We start from the raw sequence: 15726 nt of genomic DNA, 5'->3' as shown, positions 1-15726 counted from the left end.
GCGACCTTGGGGGTCAAGAGCTGAAACGCGCGCCGTGCCGGGAATCTATGAGGCAGGCGACACGCCCGTCACCGTGCAGATGTCGGCAGGTGAACGGAGGACTTCCGACACCTGAAGGAGCTTGTTCACAGCCCGCTGACCAGCCTCCCGGCTTCCGTAGCGGCGGTCATGGATCAGTCGGCGACGGCGGCCAGGGCCCGCTCGACGTCCCGGCGCAGCCGGTTCGCGTCCACTGCCGGCAACGGCACCCGCGGCGGACGGCACGGTCCCCCGTACCGGCCGGCGATCTCCATCGTGCACTTCAGCGCCTGCACCGACTCCGGCCGCGAGTTCCAGCTCAGCAGGGGATACAGCGTGGCGTAGAGGGCCGCGGCGCCGGCCGGGTCGCCACCGGCGAAGCGGCGGTAGAGGCAGACCGTCTGGCGGGGCAGGGCGTTGGGCAGCCCGCCGATCCAGCCGGCGGCCCCGAAGACCACGAGTTCGCGGACCAGGTCGTCAACGCCGGCCAGCACGTCGACGTGCGGGCAGAGCACCCGGATGCGGTGCAACCGCCGTACGTCCCCGCTCGCCTCCTGCACCGCGGCCAGCCCGTCGATCTCGGCGACGGTGGCCATCAGCTCCGGGGTCAGGTCGACCGCGGTCTCGCCGGGGTCGTTGTACGCCACCACCGGCAACCCGGCGGCCGCGATCTCGCGGTAGTGGGCGACGACCTCCGCCGGGCGGGCCCGGTAGCCGGTCGGCGGCAGTGCCAGCACCGCGTCCGCGCCGGCCCGGGCCGCCTGCTCCGCCCAGTGCGCCGACTGGTGGCTGCCGTACCCGCTGACGTTGGCGAGCACCGACCGGTCGGGCGGCGCCGCCGCCACGACGGCACGCAGCACGTCGGCGCGTTCCCCGTCGGTCAGGGTCTGGTACTCCCCCGGCGGACCGGCCACGGCGAACCCGTCGCAGCCCTCGGTGGCCAGCCACCGCACGTGCTCCTGGAGCCGGTCGAAGTCGACCCGCAGGTCGGCGGTGAACGGCGTAACGAGGGCCGCCACGACACCGCGCCACGGCCGGTCGCCGTCCACGCCGTCGATGCCGTCCACGTCGGCCACCCCGGTCGCACCGGTCATCCCATTCCTCCCGCGCGGTCCAGTCCTGGCCGGCCGGACACCGTCAGGTACGCCGAACGGTAGAGACTGCTGTCACACCGGTCATCGGACAGATGCTGAGAGACACAGCGGGCCGGACAGAACTTCTGTCGGGTCGAGGACTTGCGCCGGGACAAGATCAGCGAAATGTTAAACGTCTGAACTTGGCACGAACGCGGGGAGCTGGATGCTGGCCGAGCTGCAAACCATCGTCGACGGACTCGCCGCGCGCGTCGGCCGGCCGGCGCTGATCGAGGACCGGCGCCAGCGGGTGGTGGTCTACAGCGAACACGCCGAGCCGATGGACACCGTACGCCGGGCCTCGATCCTGCGGCGGCAGACGACGCCGGAGGTGATCGCCTGGTTCCGGCAGGCCGGCGTGCTCCAGTCCCGGACCCCGGTCCGTACCCCGGCCTGCCCGGAACTCGACCTGCTCCCCCGGGTCTGCCTGCCGATCTGCCACGACGACCTGCTGTTGGGCTTCGTGTGGTTCATCGACGCCGAGGGCACGATGACCGACGACGACATCAAACTGGCCAGCGAGGCGACCGCCGACCTGTCGCTGGCGCTCTACCGGGAGAACCTGCTCGGCGAGCTCGCCTCGCAGCGGGAGACCGAGGCGGCCCGGACGCTGCTCGTCGACGCGCCCACGTCACGCGCCCACGCCGTACGGGCGCTGCTGGAGGAGGGCGTGATCGCCGCCGACGGGCCGACCACCGCCCTGGTGGCCCACCTGGTCACCCCGGGCGGGCAGCCGCCCGACGAGGTCGGCCGGATCGCCCTGGAACAGGCGCTGGTGCACACCCGCCGGTGGATCGGCACCCGGGCCGCCCTGCACCTGATCCGGCACGACCACGGCGTGCTGCTGATGTGCGGGGCGAACGGTGCCGGCCGCCCCGCGCCGGAGGCCGCCGCCACCCACCTCGACGAGGCGTTGCAGAACACCACCCGGGGGCTGGCCTCGATCACCCGTACGGTCGTCGGCATCGGACAGACCTACGACGAGCTGGCCGAAGGGCTCGGCTCGTACGACGAGGCGTTGCAGTCGGCCCGCGTCGGTGTGCAGCTCTCCGCGCTGGGCCGGGTCGTCGCCTGGTCCAACCTGGGGATCTACCGGGTGCTGACCCGCCTCGGCGACCAGCACCTGGACGTCGGCGGGGTGCATCCCGGCCTGGAGCGGCTGCTGCGCGACGAGACCAACCAGGTGCTGCTGGAGACCCTGGAGGCCTATCTGGACCTGGCCGGCAACGCGCACGCCACGGCGGAGCGGCTCCGGCTGCACCGCACCACGCTCTACTACCGGCTGCAGCGGGTGGAGCAGCTCGCCGAGACCGACCTGAAGGACGGCAACGAGCGGCTCTGCCTGCACCTGGCGTTGAAGCTCGGCCGGCTGACCGGCGACTACCAGCCGGCCCGCTGACGTCACACCTGGTGGCCGCCGGTCTGGCCGCCGGTCACCAGGTCGACGACCAGCCGAGGAGGTCGGCGAGTCGGGCGTTGTGCGGCGCGAAGTGCCCGGCCAGCTCGGCGCGGACCGCGTCGGTGAGGCCGGACTCGCCACGGTCGACACGGCGGGTGTGCCGGGCGAACCCGTCCGGCGTGTACGGGTCGAGGTCGAGGAACCGCAGCACGTCGGCGTAGACGCGGGCCGGCTCGGCGTAGAGGTCCTCGCTGCGCAGCACCAGCACCCGTTCGCGGGGCACCGCCGCGAACCACCGTTCGAGCTGTTCGGCGTAGCGGCCCCGGGCGGCGTACGAGTGGTTGCGCAGCGCGGCGTGCGCCGTACGGCTGTCCGGGCCGGCGCGCAGCGCCGCCGCCAGCCGGTCCGGCTCGGCGGCCAGTGCGGCGGCGAAGTCCAGCGGCTCGGCGCCGTACGAGCGGGTGTGCAGGTAGTGCGAGTAGGCCCGCTCGACCGGGTCGCGCAGCAGGGCGACGAACCGGGCTTCGGGCAGGGCCGCGGCGACCCGGGCCGGCACCTCCGGGTGGAAGAGGTAGTAGGGGCTGGCCTCGAAGGTGTGCTCGCCGGGGCCGGTGCGCGGGAAGTGGGCCCGGTACCAGCGGGTGCCGCGCCGGTGGTGCAGGGTGAAGTACTGCAGCTCCTTGCCGGTGCCGGTGCGGATTCGCGGGTGTGCGGCGAGGTAGTGGTAGAGCGAGGTGGTGCCGCAGCGCTGGCCGCCGATGACGAGGAAGTCGGGCAGCGCGCCGACCGCACCGGGCACCGCCGCCCGCGCGTACGCCCGCGCCCCCCGCACCCCCCGCCGCGCCAGGTCCACGACGCCGCGCCGCGCCGTCACGCCCCTCCTCCCGCGATCTTGCACCTGTCGCCCGACAAAGTGGACATAAGGGGGAGATATCTGCAAGATCGCGAGGAACTCACGCGGTGGCCTCCCTACGGCGGCGGCGGATCAGGGTACGCAGCACCATGACGTCCTCCCGGCTGAGCCCGAGGGCGAGAACCGCCCCGAGGTAGGTCACCACGACGGCGGCGAGCCCGACGGTGAGCTGGACCGGGCCGCCGGGCAGCAGCCACCGCACGACGAGCCCGGCCAGCAGGGCGGCCACCCCGGCGGCCAGCCCCTTCGCCATGCCCGTGGTGAACGGCAGGGCCTGGATCAGACCGCGTACCTGGATCACCCGGGCGATGTTGACGGCGGCCAGCGAGGCGGCCCACGAGGCGGCCGCGCCGACGATGCCGTACGCCGGGATGAGCCAGATGTTGAGTCCGATGTTGAGGACCAGGGCGGCGAGGTTGTCGTACATGTTGACGGCCACCCGGCCCGACATGTTCAGCAGCGTGCCGCACGGGCCGGTGGCGGCGTTCACCAGCTGCCCGGCGGCGAGGATCATGGTGACGGCGGCGCCGGTGGTGAAGTCGCCGCCGAAGATGCGCAGCAGGTCGGTCGGGAAGACCAGCAGCGCGACGAACGCCGGCAGCGACAGCCGGACGATCCAGCCGGTGACCGCGCCGTAGCTGCGCCGTACGTCGTCGAGGCGGCCCTGGTGGTAGAGGTAGGCGATGTACGGCCCGAACGCCGCGTTGATCGGCGCGAGCACGAAGATGGCGACGGTGACCAGCCGGGTCGCGACGTTGTAGACGCCGATCTCGTCGCTGCCGAAGAAGCCGAGCAGCAGCGTGTCGACCCAGATCAGGCCGGTCGACGACAGCGACGACACCCAGCTCACCGTGGAGAAGCTGAACAGTTGCCGGGGCCGGTAGGCCGGTTCGGCGGGCGCCACCTTGCGCAGCATCCTGGCCAGCGCCAGCACCGCGAGCGCGGCGGCCGACCAGGCGGCGCCGACCAGCGCCCAGAAGGCGCCGATCACCCCGCCGCCGAGGACGAGGGCGAGGGCGGTGAGCGCCAGCCGGGCGCCCGGCTCGTAGATCTGACCGATCAGTGTGTACGGCCGCTGCGTACGCCAGCCCCGGGTGGCGGCGAGCGCCGCCTCGCAGATGGTCAACGCGGGCAGGGTGAGCGCGACCAGCCGCAGCGGGGTGGTGAGTTCCGGGTCGTTGAGCATCCGGGCCAGCCAGGGCGCGGTGGCGGCGAGCCCGACGGCGATCACCGTCGACGACACCGCCGAGATGCCCAGCCCGAGCCGGATCGTGCCGCGGATGGTGGCCGGGTCGTCGTCGGCGAGGTGTACGGCGACGAAGCGGGTCAGCCCGGCCCGGAAGCCGGACAGCGACAGCAGCCCGAGCAGGGACAGCATGGCGTAGCCCTGGGCGTAGCGGCCGACCTCGGTCATGCCGAGACTACGGGCCAGCAGCAGCATGATCAGGAAGACGGCGCCCTGGCTGAGGAGCGCGCCGACCAGGTTGAGGCTGCCGCCCCGGGCGATGCCGCGGATGTGCCGGTCGCCGGAGTCGGCCGGGTCGTTCGGGGTGCCGGCCGGGGCGGCCGGGGCGGCGGTCACCGGTTCGGTCCGCGCCGGCCCGGTGGGGTGGTGCCGGCCGAGCCGATGGCGGGCAGGGTGACGGTGTCGTCGTCGGCGACCGGCCGGCGGGCGCCGGGTACGGCGGGTCCCTCCGTCTTGCCGAGCGGTACCGACCGCAGCGGGCCGCCAGCGACGCGGCCGGTGGCCGGCCGGGGCGCGCCGGCCTCCGGTTCGCCGGCGGGAGCGGTCGCCGGGGTGGCCGCGGCGGGGGCCGGGGTGGTGCGCTGGCGGGAGAGCAGCTCCAGCAGGGCGACCAGGACGACCGCGACGAGCAGGCCGGCCGCGCCGACCGGCAGGGCGGTGCCGACCAGGCCGCGCATCCGCGACACCGGGGCGGCCTCGCTGATGCTGGTCGCCTGGGCCGGGTCGGCGGCCTGGAGCTGGGCGTTGGCGCCCTGCAGCGCCTCGCGGGCCCGGGCCAGGGCGCTGGTCGCGGCGTCCCGCTGGGCCAGCAGTGCCTGGTAGTCCGGCAGCTTCGGGCCGATCTCGTCGAGCCGCTTCTGCCCGGCGGCGATGGCCGACGCGGCCGCGCTGGCCCCCCGGCCGTTGCCGACCGCCTGCATGGAGAGCTGCTGCTGCCGAAGGGTGGCCAGCTCGTTGAGGGTGGACTGGTAGATCTTGTCCGGCTGGGAGACCTTGTTCTCCTTCTCCCACTCGGTGATCGCGGTCGTCGCCGCGGCGACGTCGGCCCGGGCCGCCTCGACCTGCTGGGTGGCGATCGCGACCTGGGAGGAGAAGAGGAACGTCAGGGCCCGCCGGGTGGTCGACTCCAGCACCGGTACGACGGTCGCCCGGTTCGGCGCCGTGTAGGACAGCTCGAGCTGGCTGCTCGCGCCGACCTGGTCGACGGCGATGCCGTCGCGCAGGGCCGCCGGCCGTACGCCGGTGTCGGCCGAGACCTGCTCGACGACCCGGGGCGAGGTGGCGGCCGCGGCGAACGAGGCCACGAACTGGTTGGCGGCCTGGGTACCGGTGTACTGCTGGGCGGCGCTGCCGCCGATGAGCGCGGGCGCCGCGACGTAGGCGGTGCCGACGTACTGCTGCGGGGCGAGCAGCACGATGGCCGCCGCCGCCCCGGTCGCGACCACCGGTACGGCGACCAGGATCCACAGCCGCCGACGGGCCACCCGCAGGTAGTCGACGATCTCCACGCTTGCGCTCCCCACTCGGATGTGCGTTCTCAGGTTGACGTTGCGCCGCCGCGCCCGGCCAGCGCCGGTACGCCCGGACCGGTGGCCGGCGCGGCACCCGCCGGGGTACGGGCGACGGCGCTCGCCGCGGCGGCGAAGGCGAACAGGTACCACAGGGTGACCACGTTGGAGATGACGTTGGACGCGGCGCTCACCGCGACGAACGCCACGGCGCAGCCGGCGAAGCCGACCGCGATCCCCCGGTCGAGGCTGCCCGGGGGCGCCCGCCGCAGCGCCTGCCGGGCGGTGTGCAGGATCAGCACGATCATGGCGAGATAGGCGAGCAGGCCGAGCACCCCGGTCTCGACGTACGCCCGCAGGAAGTCGTTGTGCGGCTTCTTCGCCTCGGCGGTCTCCCGCTGGGTCATGTTCGGGCCGATGCCGGTGACCGGGTTGCGGTTGGCCAGCGTGACGATGTCGGTCCAGTAGGCGACCCGCCATTCCAGCGTGTTGCCGGTCGGTCCGCCGCCGACCGACCGGGCCTGCGTGATCTGGGCGAACCGTTCGCCGACCGCCGGCAGCAGCGCCACCCCGGCGACGGCGACCACGACCAGCCCGACGAGCATCTTCCGGCTGCGGTGCAGTACGGCGACCACGACCAGCCCGATCGCGGCGCCGAGGATGGCGCTGCGGGTGTTGGTCAGCAGCAGGAAGCCGAGCGAGGCGGTGAGCAGCACGGTCAGCGCGACCCGCGACCGGCGGCCGAGGAAACGGTGGATGCCGAAGCCGAAGATGACCAGGAACATCAGGTAGCGGCCGAACGTGGTCGACTGGCTGAACGGCCCGCTGATCCGGGTGAAGCTGCCCTTGACCTCCGACGGCGGCTGGCCGGCGAGCGACATGACCACGGTGTAGCCCAGCGCCAGGACCAGCGAGGCGTAGCAGGCGAGCAGCACCCGGCGGGCCGCCCGGGTGTCCGGGATGAGCTGTTCGAGCACCACGAACATGACGACCACGGTCAGGATCCGCAGCGCCTCCAGCAGGCTGGCCGTCCGCTGGCCGGCGCCCAGGGCGCTGATGAGGCAGGTCGCGCCGACCAGCAGCATGGCCAGGCCGAGCGGGGAGCCGCGCAGCCGGCCGTTACGGCGAAGCTGGGCGGCGAGCCAGAGCCCGGCGGCGAGCAGGAAGAGGACCGCGAGCAGGGTGGACGGGTCCATCGCCCGGGTCGCTTCGCCGCCGCCGGCCCGGCCGGCCGTCGGGCCGCTGAGCTTGAACAGGTCGACGCAGGAGCGGACGGCGAGCATCAGCAGGACGTACGCGGCGAAGCGGGTGACCGCGAGCGCCGCCACCAGCAGCCCGGTGACCGCGGCCAGCGGCAGGACCACACCCATCCGGTCGCCGCCGGCCATGGACAGTCCGGCCACCACGGCGGTCGCCGCGGCGGCCAGCGCGGCGAGCCCGGTCAGCACCGTGCCGGTCCGCCCGGGACGACCGGAGTCGCCGGATCGGCCGGCGCGGGCGGGGTGGCCCGTCCGGTCGGCGCGGCCGGGGTCGGTGCCGGACAGGGCCGGGCGCGCCGGAGCGGCCCCGGACGGCGGATCACCGCCGGGCGCCCCCCGCAGGGCCTGCCGGTCGCCCTCGTTCATCGGCTCCACACCTGTCGTGCCACCAAAGCCGAATCAACCTATCCCGGCCGGGCTGCGTCCGATAATGGGCCGATATGCCGACCCTGCCCACTTCGAACGGGTCACCCGGCGGTGCCGGCTCCGGCCGCCGAACGGGTCGCGCGGCCCCGGCGGCGTACCGGGCGGGCGAGGTCGAGGTACAGCCGTTCGAGTTCGCGGGCGGCGCCGTCCCAGGTGTACTCGGCACGTACCCGGTCGCCCAGGTCGCGGGCGCCGACGCGTTCGGCCGCCGGGTCGGCCACCAGTCGGGTCAGCGCGGCGACCAGGCCCTCCTCGTCGCCGTCGGCGAAGAGCCGGCGGCCGGGTCCGTCGTGTTCGAGCACCTCGACGTGCGGCGCGATGTCGCTGGCGACGACCGGCAGGTCGTACGAGGCGGCCTCCAGCAGGGTCAGCGGCAGCCCTTCCAGCCGGGACGGCTGCACGAAGGCGGCGGCGTTGCTGTACAGCTCGGCGAGCAGGTCGCCGTACGCGAACCCGGTGAACACCACGCGCGGGTCGCCGTCGGCCTCGGCGCGCAGCCGGGCGACGAAGTCGTCGGAGAACGACGAGCCGCCGACGATCGCCAGCTTGAGGTCGGTCTGGATCCGGCGGAACGCCCGGACGAGCAGATCGGCGGCCTTCTCCGGGACCAGCCGGCCGACCAGCAGCAGGTAACCGTCCGGCGTCAGTCCGAAACGGGCGGTGATCTGGCGGGCGGGAAGCCGCCGGCCGGCGGTCACCCCGTTGGCGATGTAGCGGGCGGAGGCGCCGAAGTGGGTGTCGTAGTGGGCGGCCAGGCCACGCGAGACGGTGACCCGTTCGTTGGGTACGTGCCCGCTGAACCAGTGCGCCGTGTCCAGCACCGTACGCGCCAGCCGGCCCCATTTCGCCCGCTGGTTGTCCAGGCCGTGCACGGTGAGCACCACCCGGGCCCGGGACAGGTAGCGCGGCAGCGGGGCGACCAGGCCGGGGCCGAGCCCGTGGTAGTGCACGATGTCCGGCCGGTCGCCGATGGCGGCGAGGGTGGAGGTGGTCGAGTGCACGATCGCGTCGAGGTGCTTGCTGGCGATCGTGCGGACCTGGCGCAGTCGTACGCCCCGGTAGGCGTCCATCGGCACCGAGCCGTAGCTCGGCCGGCAGTAGACGGTCACCTCGTGGCCGAGGCCGACCAGGCGGCTCGCCAACTCCTCGACGTGGCGTTCGATCCCGCCGTACGTCGCCGGCATGCCCTTCTGTCCGATCATCGCGATCCGCAGCGGGCGCCAGCCGGCCTCGTGCTCGGGCCGGGTCACCGGCTCGCGACCGGACCGCTGGCGCGGTACGGGCCGCAGCGGTGATTCCCTGCCATCCAGATTTGAAATGGGGCCATGTCGATCGTATTGATCGAGATTAGCCGCGCCCAGATCGTGGATGACCACTGTGCCTCCCTTTGAACGGGGCGTTTCGCCAGGACCGCGGCAGTCCCCACGGTCGAGATCACCGTCCCCTGCGCAGGGACGCTAGGTCATGAACAAGTTGTTGCGCCAGACGTGCCGGACGAAAGTCCACCACCCTGTGACCAAGTGCCGGAGACATCGATCGAACGGCGGCTCAGAGCCTTCGATATCAGGGTTGTGCAGGTGTCGGAAACCGCCGCTGACCTGCTCCGACATCCGTCGCAGCAGCCCGCGGCGACGGCCTGGCCACGGCCGCGCCGGGCGCCCGTCCCGGCCACCGGCGTCACCGCTGGCGGTCGACCACGGAGTGGGCCAACGCGGCCAGTGCGGCCCGCGCCTCGGCGGCCACCGGGGCGTCGGCGAGGGCCGCGAGCGCGGCGTCGCCGTACACCTTGATCATCTGCTCGATCCGGTCCAGCGCGCCCGTCTCGACGATGATCGTGCGCAATTCGGCCGCGCCCTCGGCGTCCAGTTGCGGGTTGCCGAACAGCACCCGCAGCCGGGCCGCCTGGGCCCGGTCGGCGCTGTCGCGGGCCAGTGCCATCATCACCGTCGGCTTGCCCTCCCGCAGATCATCCAGTATGGACTTTCCGGTCACCGCCGGGTCGCCGAAGACGCCGAGCACGTCGTCGCGCAACTGGAAGGCGTCACCGAGCGGATCGCCGAACGCGGCGTACGCGTCGAGCAGTTCGGGGCCGGCGCCGGCCAGCCCCGCCCCGATCTGCAGCGGCCGGGTCACGGTGTAGCGGGCCGCCTTCATCCGGATCACCGTCAGCGCGCTGGCCACCGAGCCGTCCCCGACCCCGGACACCAGGTCCAGGTACTGGCCGGCGATCACCTCGGTCCGCATCGCGCAGTAGACGGCGTACCCGTCGTGGATCCGCTCGGCGGGCAGCCCCGACTCGTGGAACATCTGGTCCGCCCACGCGGCGCAGAGGTCGCCGCAGAGCAGCGCCGCGCTGCGGCCGTACGCGCCGGGGTCGCCCCGCCACGACAGCCGGGTGTGCAGGTCGGCGAAGAGCTGGTGCACCGACGGTTCGCCGCGCCGCTGGTCGCTGCCGTCCATGATGTCGTCGTGGATCAGCGCGAACGCGTGGAACAGTTCCAGCGCGGCCGCCGCCGACACGATCTCGGGCCGGTCGGGCTCGCCGGCCCCCCGCCAGCCCCAGTAGCAGAACAGCGGCCGCAGCCGCTTGCCACCGGCCAGCACGAAACGGCGCAGGGTGTCGAACACCCCCCGGGGTGCGCCGTCCGGCCAGTCCGCGTCCTGCCGGTCCAGATAGCCGGCGAGCGCGAGGTCGCAGCGGGCCCGCAACTCGTCGAGGTCGGTGTCGCGCACCAGTTCGATCGTCATCGGGTCACCTCGTCCCCACCGCCGGTGGGTCCCCCAGCCCGGCCAGGTGCAGCAGCAGCCCCTTGACGTCGGTCGCGGCGAAGTGGTCCCGGGCGGCGGCCGGGTCGGAGCAGAGCAGCACCGGCCCGTCGAGCGGGTCGGCGGGCAGCCGCCCGTGCGAGCCGCGGACCGCCCGCGCACCGGCGTCCAGCCCGACCACGTTCATCAGGTAGCGCATGCCGGTCTTCTTGCGCAACAGGGCGAGCGCGGCCCGGCCCTTCGCCGCGCCCGGATTGGCCGGGTCGAAGAACAGCTCGGCCGGGTCGTACCCGGGCTTGCGGTGGATCTCCACCAGCCGGGCGAAGTCCGGGGCCCGGGCGTCGTCGAGCCAGTAGTAGTAGGTGAACCAGGCGTCCGGCTCGGCGACCAGGACCAGCTCGCCGGAACGCTCGTGGTCCAGCCCGTACGTCTTCTGGCCGTCCCGGTCGAGCACCTCGGCGACCCCGGCCAGCCCGCCGAGCAGCTTCGCCACCACCGGCACGTCGGCCGGGTCGCGGACGTAGACGTGGGCCACCTGGTGGTCGGCGACGGCGAACGCCCGCGACGTCCACGGGTCGAGGTATTCCATCCCGGCCTGGGTGTAGACCCGGAGCAGCCCCTCGGCGCGCAGCAGCCGGTTGACGTCGACCGGCCGCGAGGCGTCGGTGATGCCGTACTCGGACAGCGCGACGACCGTGGCGCCCCGGGCGGTCGCGGCGTCGAGCAGCGGGCCGACGGTGGCGTCGAGTTCGGCGGCGGCGGCCGCCGCCTGCGGCGCCGACGGGCCGAACCGTTGCAGGTCGTAGTCGAGGTGCGGCAGGTAGGCCAGGGTCAGGTCCGGCGAGTGGTCCGCCATGATCTGCATGGTCGCCTTGGTGATCCAGGCCGTCGAGGTGATGCCGGCGTTCGCGCCCCAGTAGCTGAAGAGCGGGAACGTGCCGAGCCGGCCGGTCAGCGCGTCGTGCAGTTCCGGCGGATCGGTGTAGCAGTCCGGGTCCTTGCGGCCGTCGGCGTGGTAGACCGGGCGCGGGGTGACGGTCCAGTTGACGTCGGCGCCCATCGCGTACCACCAGCAGACGTTGGCGACCGTGTAGCCCGGCTCGACCCGGCGCGCGGCGTGCCACAACTTGTCGCCGCCGACCAGCGCGTTGTGCTGCCGCCACAGGAAGACCTCACCGAGGTCGCGGAAATACCAGCCGTTGCCGACGATCCCGTGCCCGGACGGCGGCTCGCCGGTCAGGAACGTCGACTGCACCGAGCAGGTGACGGCCGGCAGCACGGTGCCGAGCGAGGCCCGGAACCCCGCGTCGGCGACCGCCGACAGCCGGGGCATGTGGTCGAGCAACCGGGGTGTCAGGCCCACCACGTCGAGGACGAGCAGTGGCTTCACGCGGTCACCTCCTGGGATCTGGGGGTGTCGGACGGTGTGGAAAGGCCCAGCGCGAGCAGTTCGGCGCGGGCGAAGGCCAGTTCCGCGGCGATACCGGCGGCGAGCTGGTCGGGGGTCCCGGGACGGTGCGCCGCCGGCAGCACCCCCCAGGTGTACGTCTCGACGTCGAGGTGGTCGCAGCCGGCGACCGCCCCGCCGACCAGCTCGCGCAACGCCTCGCGCAGCACCGGCACGGTGGCGGTCAGCGGCGGCGCCGGGGCGGCGTGCAGCGGCACGTGGTAGTGCACCCGCCAGGGGCCGGGCAGGCCGGCGTCCAGCGCCTCGTCGAGGTCGTCGGTGGCGCCGCCGCCGGCACCACGGGTCTGGTGCAGGAAGCGCGGCTCGACGTAGTCGCGCAGCACGTCGGCGTGCCGGTCCGGCGTCGCCGCACCCAGCGCCGCCGACACCTGCACCTTGACCACCGGCAGGTCGGCGGCGCGCAGGGCGGCCAGCGCGGCGGCCGGCTCCTCCCAGGCGCAGGCGAGGTGGGCCAGGTCGACGCAGACCCCCAGCCACTCGGCGTCCACCGCGGACAACTGCCGTACGGCGTCGGCGGTGGTCTCCACCACGCAGCCCGGTTCGGGCTCGAACGCCACCCGGACGGTGCGTCCGGTGTCGGCGGCCAGCCCGGCCAGCCCGGCGGCGAGCGCGTCGAGATTACGCGCGCAGGCGTCGGCCCGCCCGGCGTCCCACGGCTCGCGCCACGCCAGCGGCAGGGTCGAGATCGAGCCCCGGGCCGCGTCGTCGGGCAGCAGGTCGGCCAGCACCCGGGCCAGGTCCAGGGTGTACGCCAGCCGGTCCGGGGTGGTCCAGTCCGGGTGGTAGACGGCGTACTTGACCACCGGGTCCTGGAACGAGGCGTACGGGAAGCCGTTGAGCGTCACCACCTCCAGCCCGCGTACGTCGAGTTCGTGCCGCAACCGGCGGCGCAGCCTGGGCTCGGCGGCCAGTTCGGCGGCGACCGGCGCGGCCAGCCACAGGCCCAGCCCGAGCAGGTCGGTGCCGAGCCGTTCGCGCACCGGCAGCGCGTACGTGTCGAGTTGGGCCACGATCCCGTCGAGGTCCTGCGCCGGGTGCACGTTCGTGCAGTATCCGAGATGGACGGTCTGGCCGTCGCCGTGCCGCAGCCTCATCAGCTTCCGCCGCGCTTGATGGAGCTGCCCTCGAAGGTGTCCGCGGCCGGACCGAGGTCGGACAGGTCGAGCCGCCCGGACTGGCCGTAGAACTCGACCGGGTTGCGCCACAGCACCTTGTCGACGTCGTCGTCGGAGAACCCGGCGGCGAGCATCGCCTCGCCGGTGGCCCGGGTCAGCAGCGGGTCGGAGTGCCCCCAGTCGGCGGCCGAGTTGACCAGCATCCGGTCCAGCCCGTGTTCCTTGAGGATCTCGACCATGCGGGGCGGCGACATCTTGGTCTCGGGATAGATCGAGAAGCCCATCCAGCAGCCGGCGTCGTGGACGGCCGCGACGGTGACCTCGTTGAGGTGGTCGACGACCACCCGCCCGGGCCCGATACCGGACTCGGCGACGACGGCGAGGGTCCGTTCGGTGCCGCGCGCCTTGTCCCGGTGCGGGGTGTGCACCAGCGCCGGCAGCTCGTACTCGACGGCCAAGGCGAGCTGGGCGGCGAACGCCTCGTCCTCCTCCGGCGTCATCGAGTCGTAGCCGATCTCCCCCACCGCGACCACGCCGTCCTTGTCGAGGTAGCGCGGCAGCAGGTCGAGCACCGGCCGGCAGCGGGGGTCGTTGGCCTCCTTGGGGTTCAGCGCGATCGTGGCGTGGTGCCGGATGCCGAACTGTCCGGCCCGGTACGGCTCCCAGCCGATCAGCGAGTCGAAGTAGTCGGCGAACGAGCCGGGGTTCGTACGCGGCTGGCCGAGCCAGAACGCCGGCTCGACGACCGCCCGGACCCCGGCCGCGGCCATCGCCCGGTAGTCGTCGGTGGTGCGCGACGTCATGTGGATGTGCGGGTCGAAGATACGCATCACGCCTCATTCCTTGCGTCGGTGCCGGCCGGACCACCGGCGGGTGCGCCGGCGGTGAGCCGGGCCAGCAGGTCGACCGCGTCGGCGGCGACCTCACGGCCGGCGGCCCGGCGCTCCTCGACCAGACCGCCGAGCATCACGGCCAGCTCGGCGTCGGCCCGGGCGTCGAGGTCGTCCACGACCGCGAGCGGCAGCCCCATGAACACGCACTTCAGCACCGCCTGCCGCCACGCCGCCCGGTCCAGGTGCCGGGCGTACGGGCCGACGGCGGCGGCGACCAGCCGGGCGTCGTTGGTGCGGATCGCGTCGTGCAGCAGCGGTACGGCGGCGGCACCGACCGGCAGCAGCGGCAGCGCCTTCAGCACCGCCCGTTTCTCGGCGGCGTCGCCGAACCGGTAGAGGGTTTCGGCCCGCTCCGCGACCAGGTCGGCGGGGAGCGCGGCGAGCAGCAGCGCGCGGGCCGCCTCGTCGGCACTCCAGCCGGCGGTCAGCGGTGCCCGGCCGACCCGGCGGCCGGCGGCGGCGAACAGCCGTCCCACCGCGCCGGGCTCGCCGGCGATCCGGTCCAGCGCCTCCGCCAGCCAGCCGCCGCCGGCCGTACCGGCGAGCGCGGACCGCAGGTCGTCGAGATCCATCACCGCTCTCCTTCCAGGGCCGCCGCGCCGGCCCGGACCGCCCTCGCGGGCCGGCCCCGGGCGGCGCCGGCGGTTTCGGCGGGCCGGCGCGGGATGCCGGCGGCACGTTCGGCCCGGCGCAGGAACTCGATCGACCGGGTGGCGACCGACGGCGCCGCGTGCGAGTGCCGGGGCAGTTCCACGGCGACCAGGCCGTGGTAGCCGGCGTCGGCCAGCGCCCCGAGCACCGGCGGGAAGTCGATCTCGCCGGTGCCGAACTCCAGGTGCTCGTGCTCGCCCCGCCGCATGTCGTCGATCTGCACGTTCACCAGGTGGTCGGCGACGGCGGCGACGCAGTCCGGCACCGGGTCCGGCTCCAGGCACCGGCAGTGTCCGATGTCGAGGGTGATGCCGAAGCCGGCCGGATCGCCGAGGGCGGCGCGCAGGGCCCGCCAGCCGGCGATGTCCTCCACCAGCATCCCGGGCTCCGGCTCGAACCCCAGCGGTACGCCCGCCCCGGCCGCCACCTCCACCATCTGCCCGCAGCCGTCGACCAGCCGCTCCCAGGCCAGCCGTTCGTCCACCTCGGACGGTCGTACGCCGGCCCAGAACGACACCGCCTCGGCGCCGAGGTCCGCGCCGATCGCCACCGCCCGGCGCAGGAACTGCAACCGCAGGTACCGGTCGTCGTGCAGCAGGGTCGGCGCGTGCTTGCGCCACGGGTCGAGCAGGTAGCGGGCGCCGGTCTCGATCACCACCGCGAGTTCGAGGTCGCGTAGCCGGTCGGCGACCTCGGCGACCTGCCGGGCGAGATCGGGCGCGAACGGGTCGAGATGGTCGTGGTCGAGGGTGAGCGCCACCCCGGCGTAGCCCAGGTCGGCGATGACGGCGAGGGCGTCGGGCAGCCGGTGGTTGGCGAACCCGTTCGTCCCGTACCCGAACCGCAACTGACCGCCCGCCCCGAGTTCCTTTCCGGTCATGCCGCCCCCTCGCTCCGCTCGGTGACCGCACGACCAAGACTGAGCCTGATG

General features: G+C 73.8%; 13 protein-coding genes. 1 reads left to right on the top strand and 12 read right to left on the bottom strand.

Features of this window, described 5'->3' with window-relative positions; translation table 11 throughout:
• Positions 1-173: 173 nt before the first annotated feature.
• Positions 174-1112: a dihydrodipicolinate synthase family protein gene (locus QCD66_RS07780; RefSeq protein ID WP_375733606.1), complete on the bottom strand. Its 939-nt coding sequence runs from the start codon at positions 1110-1112 to the stop codon at positions 174-176.
• Between the two features lie 205 nt (positions 1113-1317).
• Here QCD66_RS07780 and QCD66_RS07775 point away from each other — a divergent pair, with 205 nt between their 5' ends.
• Positions 1318-2550, top strand: coding sequence for a helix-turn-helix domain-containing protein (locus QCD66_RS07775; RefSeq protein WP_364209153.1), 1233 nt, complete (start codon positions 1318-1320; stop codon positions 2548-2550).
• A gap of 34 nt (positions 2551-2584) precedes the next feature.
• On the opposite strand, the gene QCD66_RS07770 is transcribed toward QCD66_RS07775, so the two are convergent.
• From QCD66_RS07770 to QCD66_RS07720, 11 genes are all read right to left on the bottom strand, one after another.
• Positions 2585-3424 (bottom strand): sulfotransferase, encoded by an 840-nt coding sequence (locus QCD66_RS07770; RefSeq protein WP_375733605.1) that lies wholly within the window; start codon positions 3422-3424, stop codon positions 2585-2587.
• Positions 3425-3503: 79 nt separating this feature from the next.
• Positions 3504-5045 carry an oligosaccharide flippase family protein gene (locus QCD66_RS07765; protein WP_375733604.1) on the bottom strand — a complete coding sequence of 514 codons (1542 nt, stop codon included), beginning with the start codon at positions 5043-5045 and terminating at the stop codon, positions 3504-3506.
• Positions 5042-6217, bottom strand: coding sequence for a Wzz/FepE/Etk N-terminal domain-containing protein (locus QCD66_RS07760; protein ID WP_407567056.1), 1176 nt, complete (start codon positions 6215-6217; stop codon positions 5042-5044). Before QCD66_RS07760 ends, QCD66_RS07765 begins: the two co-directional genes overlap by 4 nt.
• 29 nt (positions 6218-6246) lie before the next feature.
• Entirely contained in the window at positions 6247-7842 is a 1596-nt protein-coding gene (locus tag QCD66_RS07755) for an O-antigen ligase family protein (RefSeq protein ID WP_375736983.1), read from the bottom strand.
• A gap of 101 nt (positions 7843-7943) precedes the next feature.
• Positions 7944-9152 (bottom strand): glycosyltransferase family 4 protein, encoded by a 1209-nt coding sequence (locus QCD66_RS07750; RefSeq protein WP_364209140.1) that lies wholly within the window; start codon positions 9150-9152, stop codon positions 7944-7946.
• 427 nt (positions 9153-9579) lie between these two features.
• Positions 9580-10650, bottom strand: a complete 1071-nt coding sequence (locus tag QCD66_RS07745; protein WP_357539427.1) for a polyprenyl synthetase family protein — start codon at positions 10648-10650, stop codon at positions 9580-9582.
• A gap of 4 nt (positions 10651-10654) precedes the next feature.
• The gene (locus QCD66_RS07740) at positions 10655-12058 is read right to left on the bottom strand and encodes an alkaline phosphatase family protein (RefSeq protein WP_375736982.1); all 1404 of its coding nucleotides are present in this window, start codon (positions 12056-12058) and stop codon (positions 10655-10657) included.
• Positions 12055-13230 carry a metabolite traffic protein EboE gene (gene eboE / locus QCD66_RS07735; RefSeq protein WP_375736981.1) on the bottom strand — a complete coding sequence of 392 codons (1176 nt, stop codon included), beginning with the start codon at positions 13228-13230 and terminating at the stop codon, positions 12055-12057. Before eboE ends, QCD66_RS07740 begins: the two co-directional genes overlap by 4 nt.
• Positions 13230-14081, bottom strand: coding sequence for a TatD family hydrolase (locus QCD66_RS07730; RefSeq protein WP_375736980.1), 852 nt, complete (start codon positions 14079-14081; stop codon positions 13230-13232). Before QCD66_RS07730 ends, eboE begins: the two co-directional genes overlap by 1 nt.
• The gene (locus tag QCD66_RS07725; protein WP_375736979.1) at positions 14081-14716 is read right to left on the bottom strand and encodes an EboA domain-containing protein; all 636 of its coding nucleotides are present in this window, start codon (positions 14714-14716) and stop codon (positions 14081-14083) included. Before QCD66_RS07725 ends, QCD66_RS07730 begins: the two co-directional genes overlap by 1 nt.
• The gene (locus QCD66_RS07720) at positions 14716-15675 is read right to left on the bottom strand and encodes a sugar phosphate isomerase/epimerase family protein (protein ID WP_407567055.1); all 960 of its coding nucleotides are present in this window, start codon (positions 15673-15675) and stop codon (positions 14716-14718) included. Before QCD66_RS07720 ends, QCD66_RS07725 begins: the two co-directional genes overlap by 1 nt.
• Between the last annotated feature and the right edge of the window lie 51 nt (positions 15676-15726).

The organism is Polymorphospora sp. A560, assembly GCF_045781765.1.
Classification (GTDB): domain Bacteria; phylum Actinomycetota; class Actinomycetes; order Mycobacteriales; family Micromonosporaceae; genus Polymorphospora; species Polymorphospora lycopeni.
Note: the sequence above shows the minus strand (reverse complement) of the source record. Positions and strands in the feature narration are given on the sequence as shown.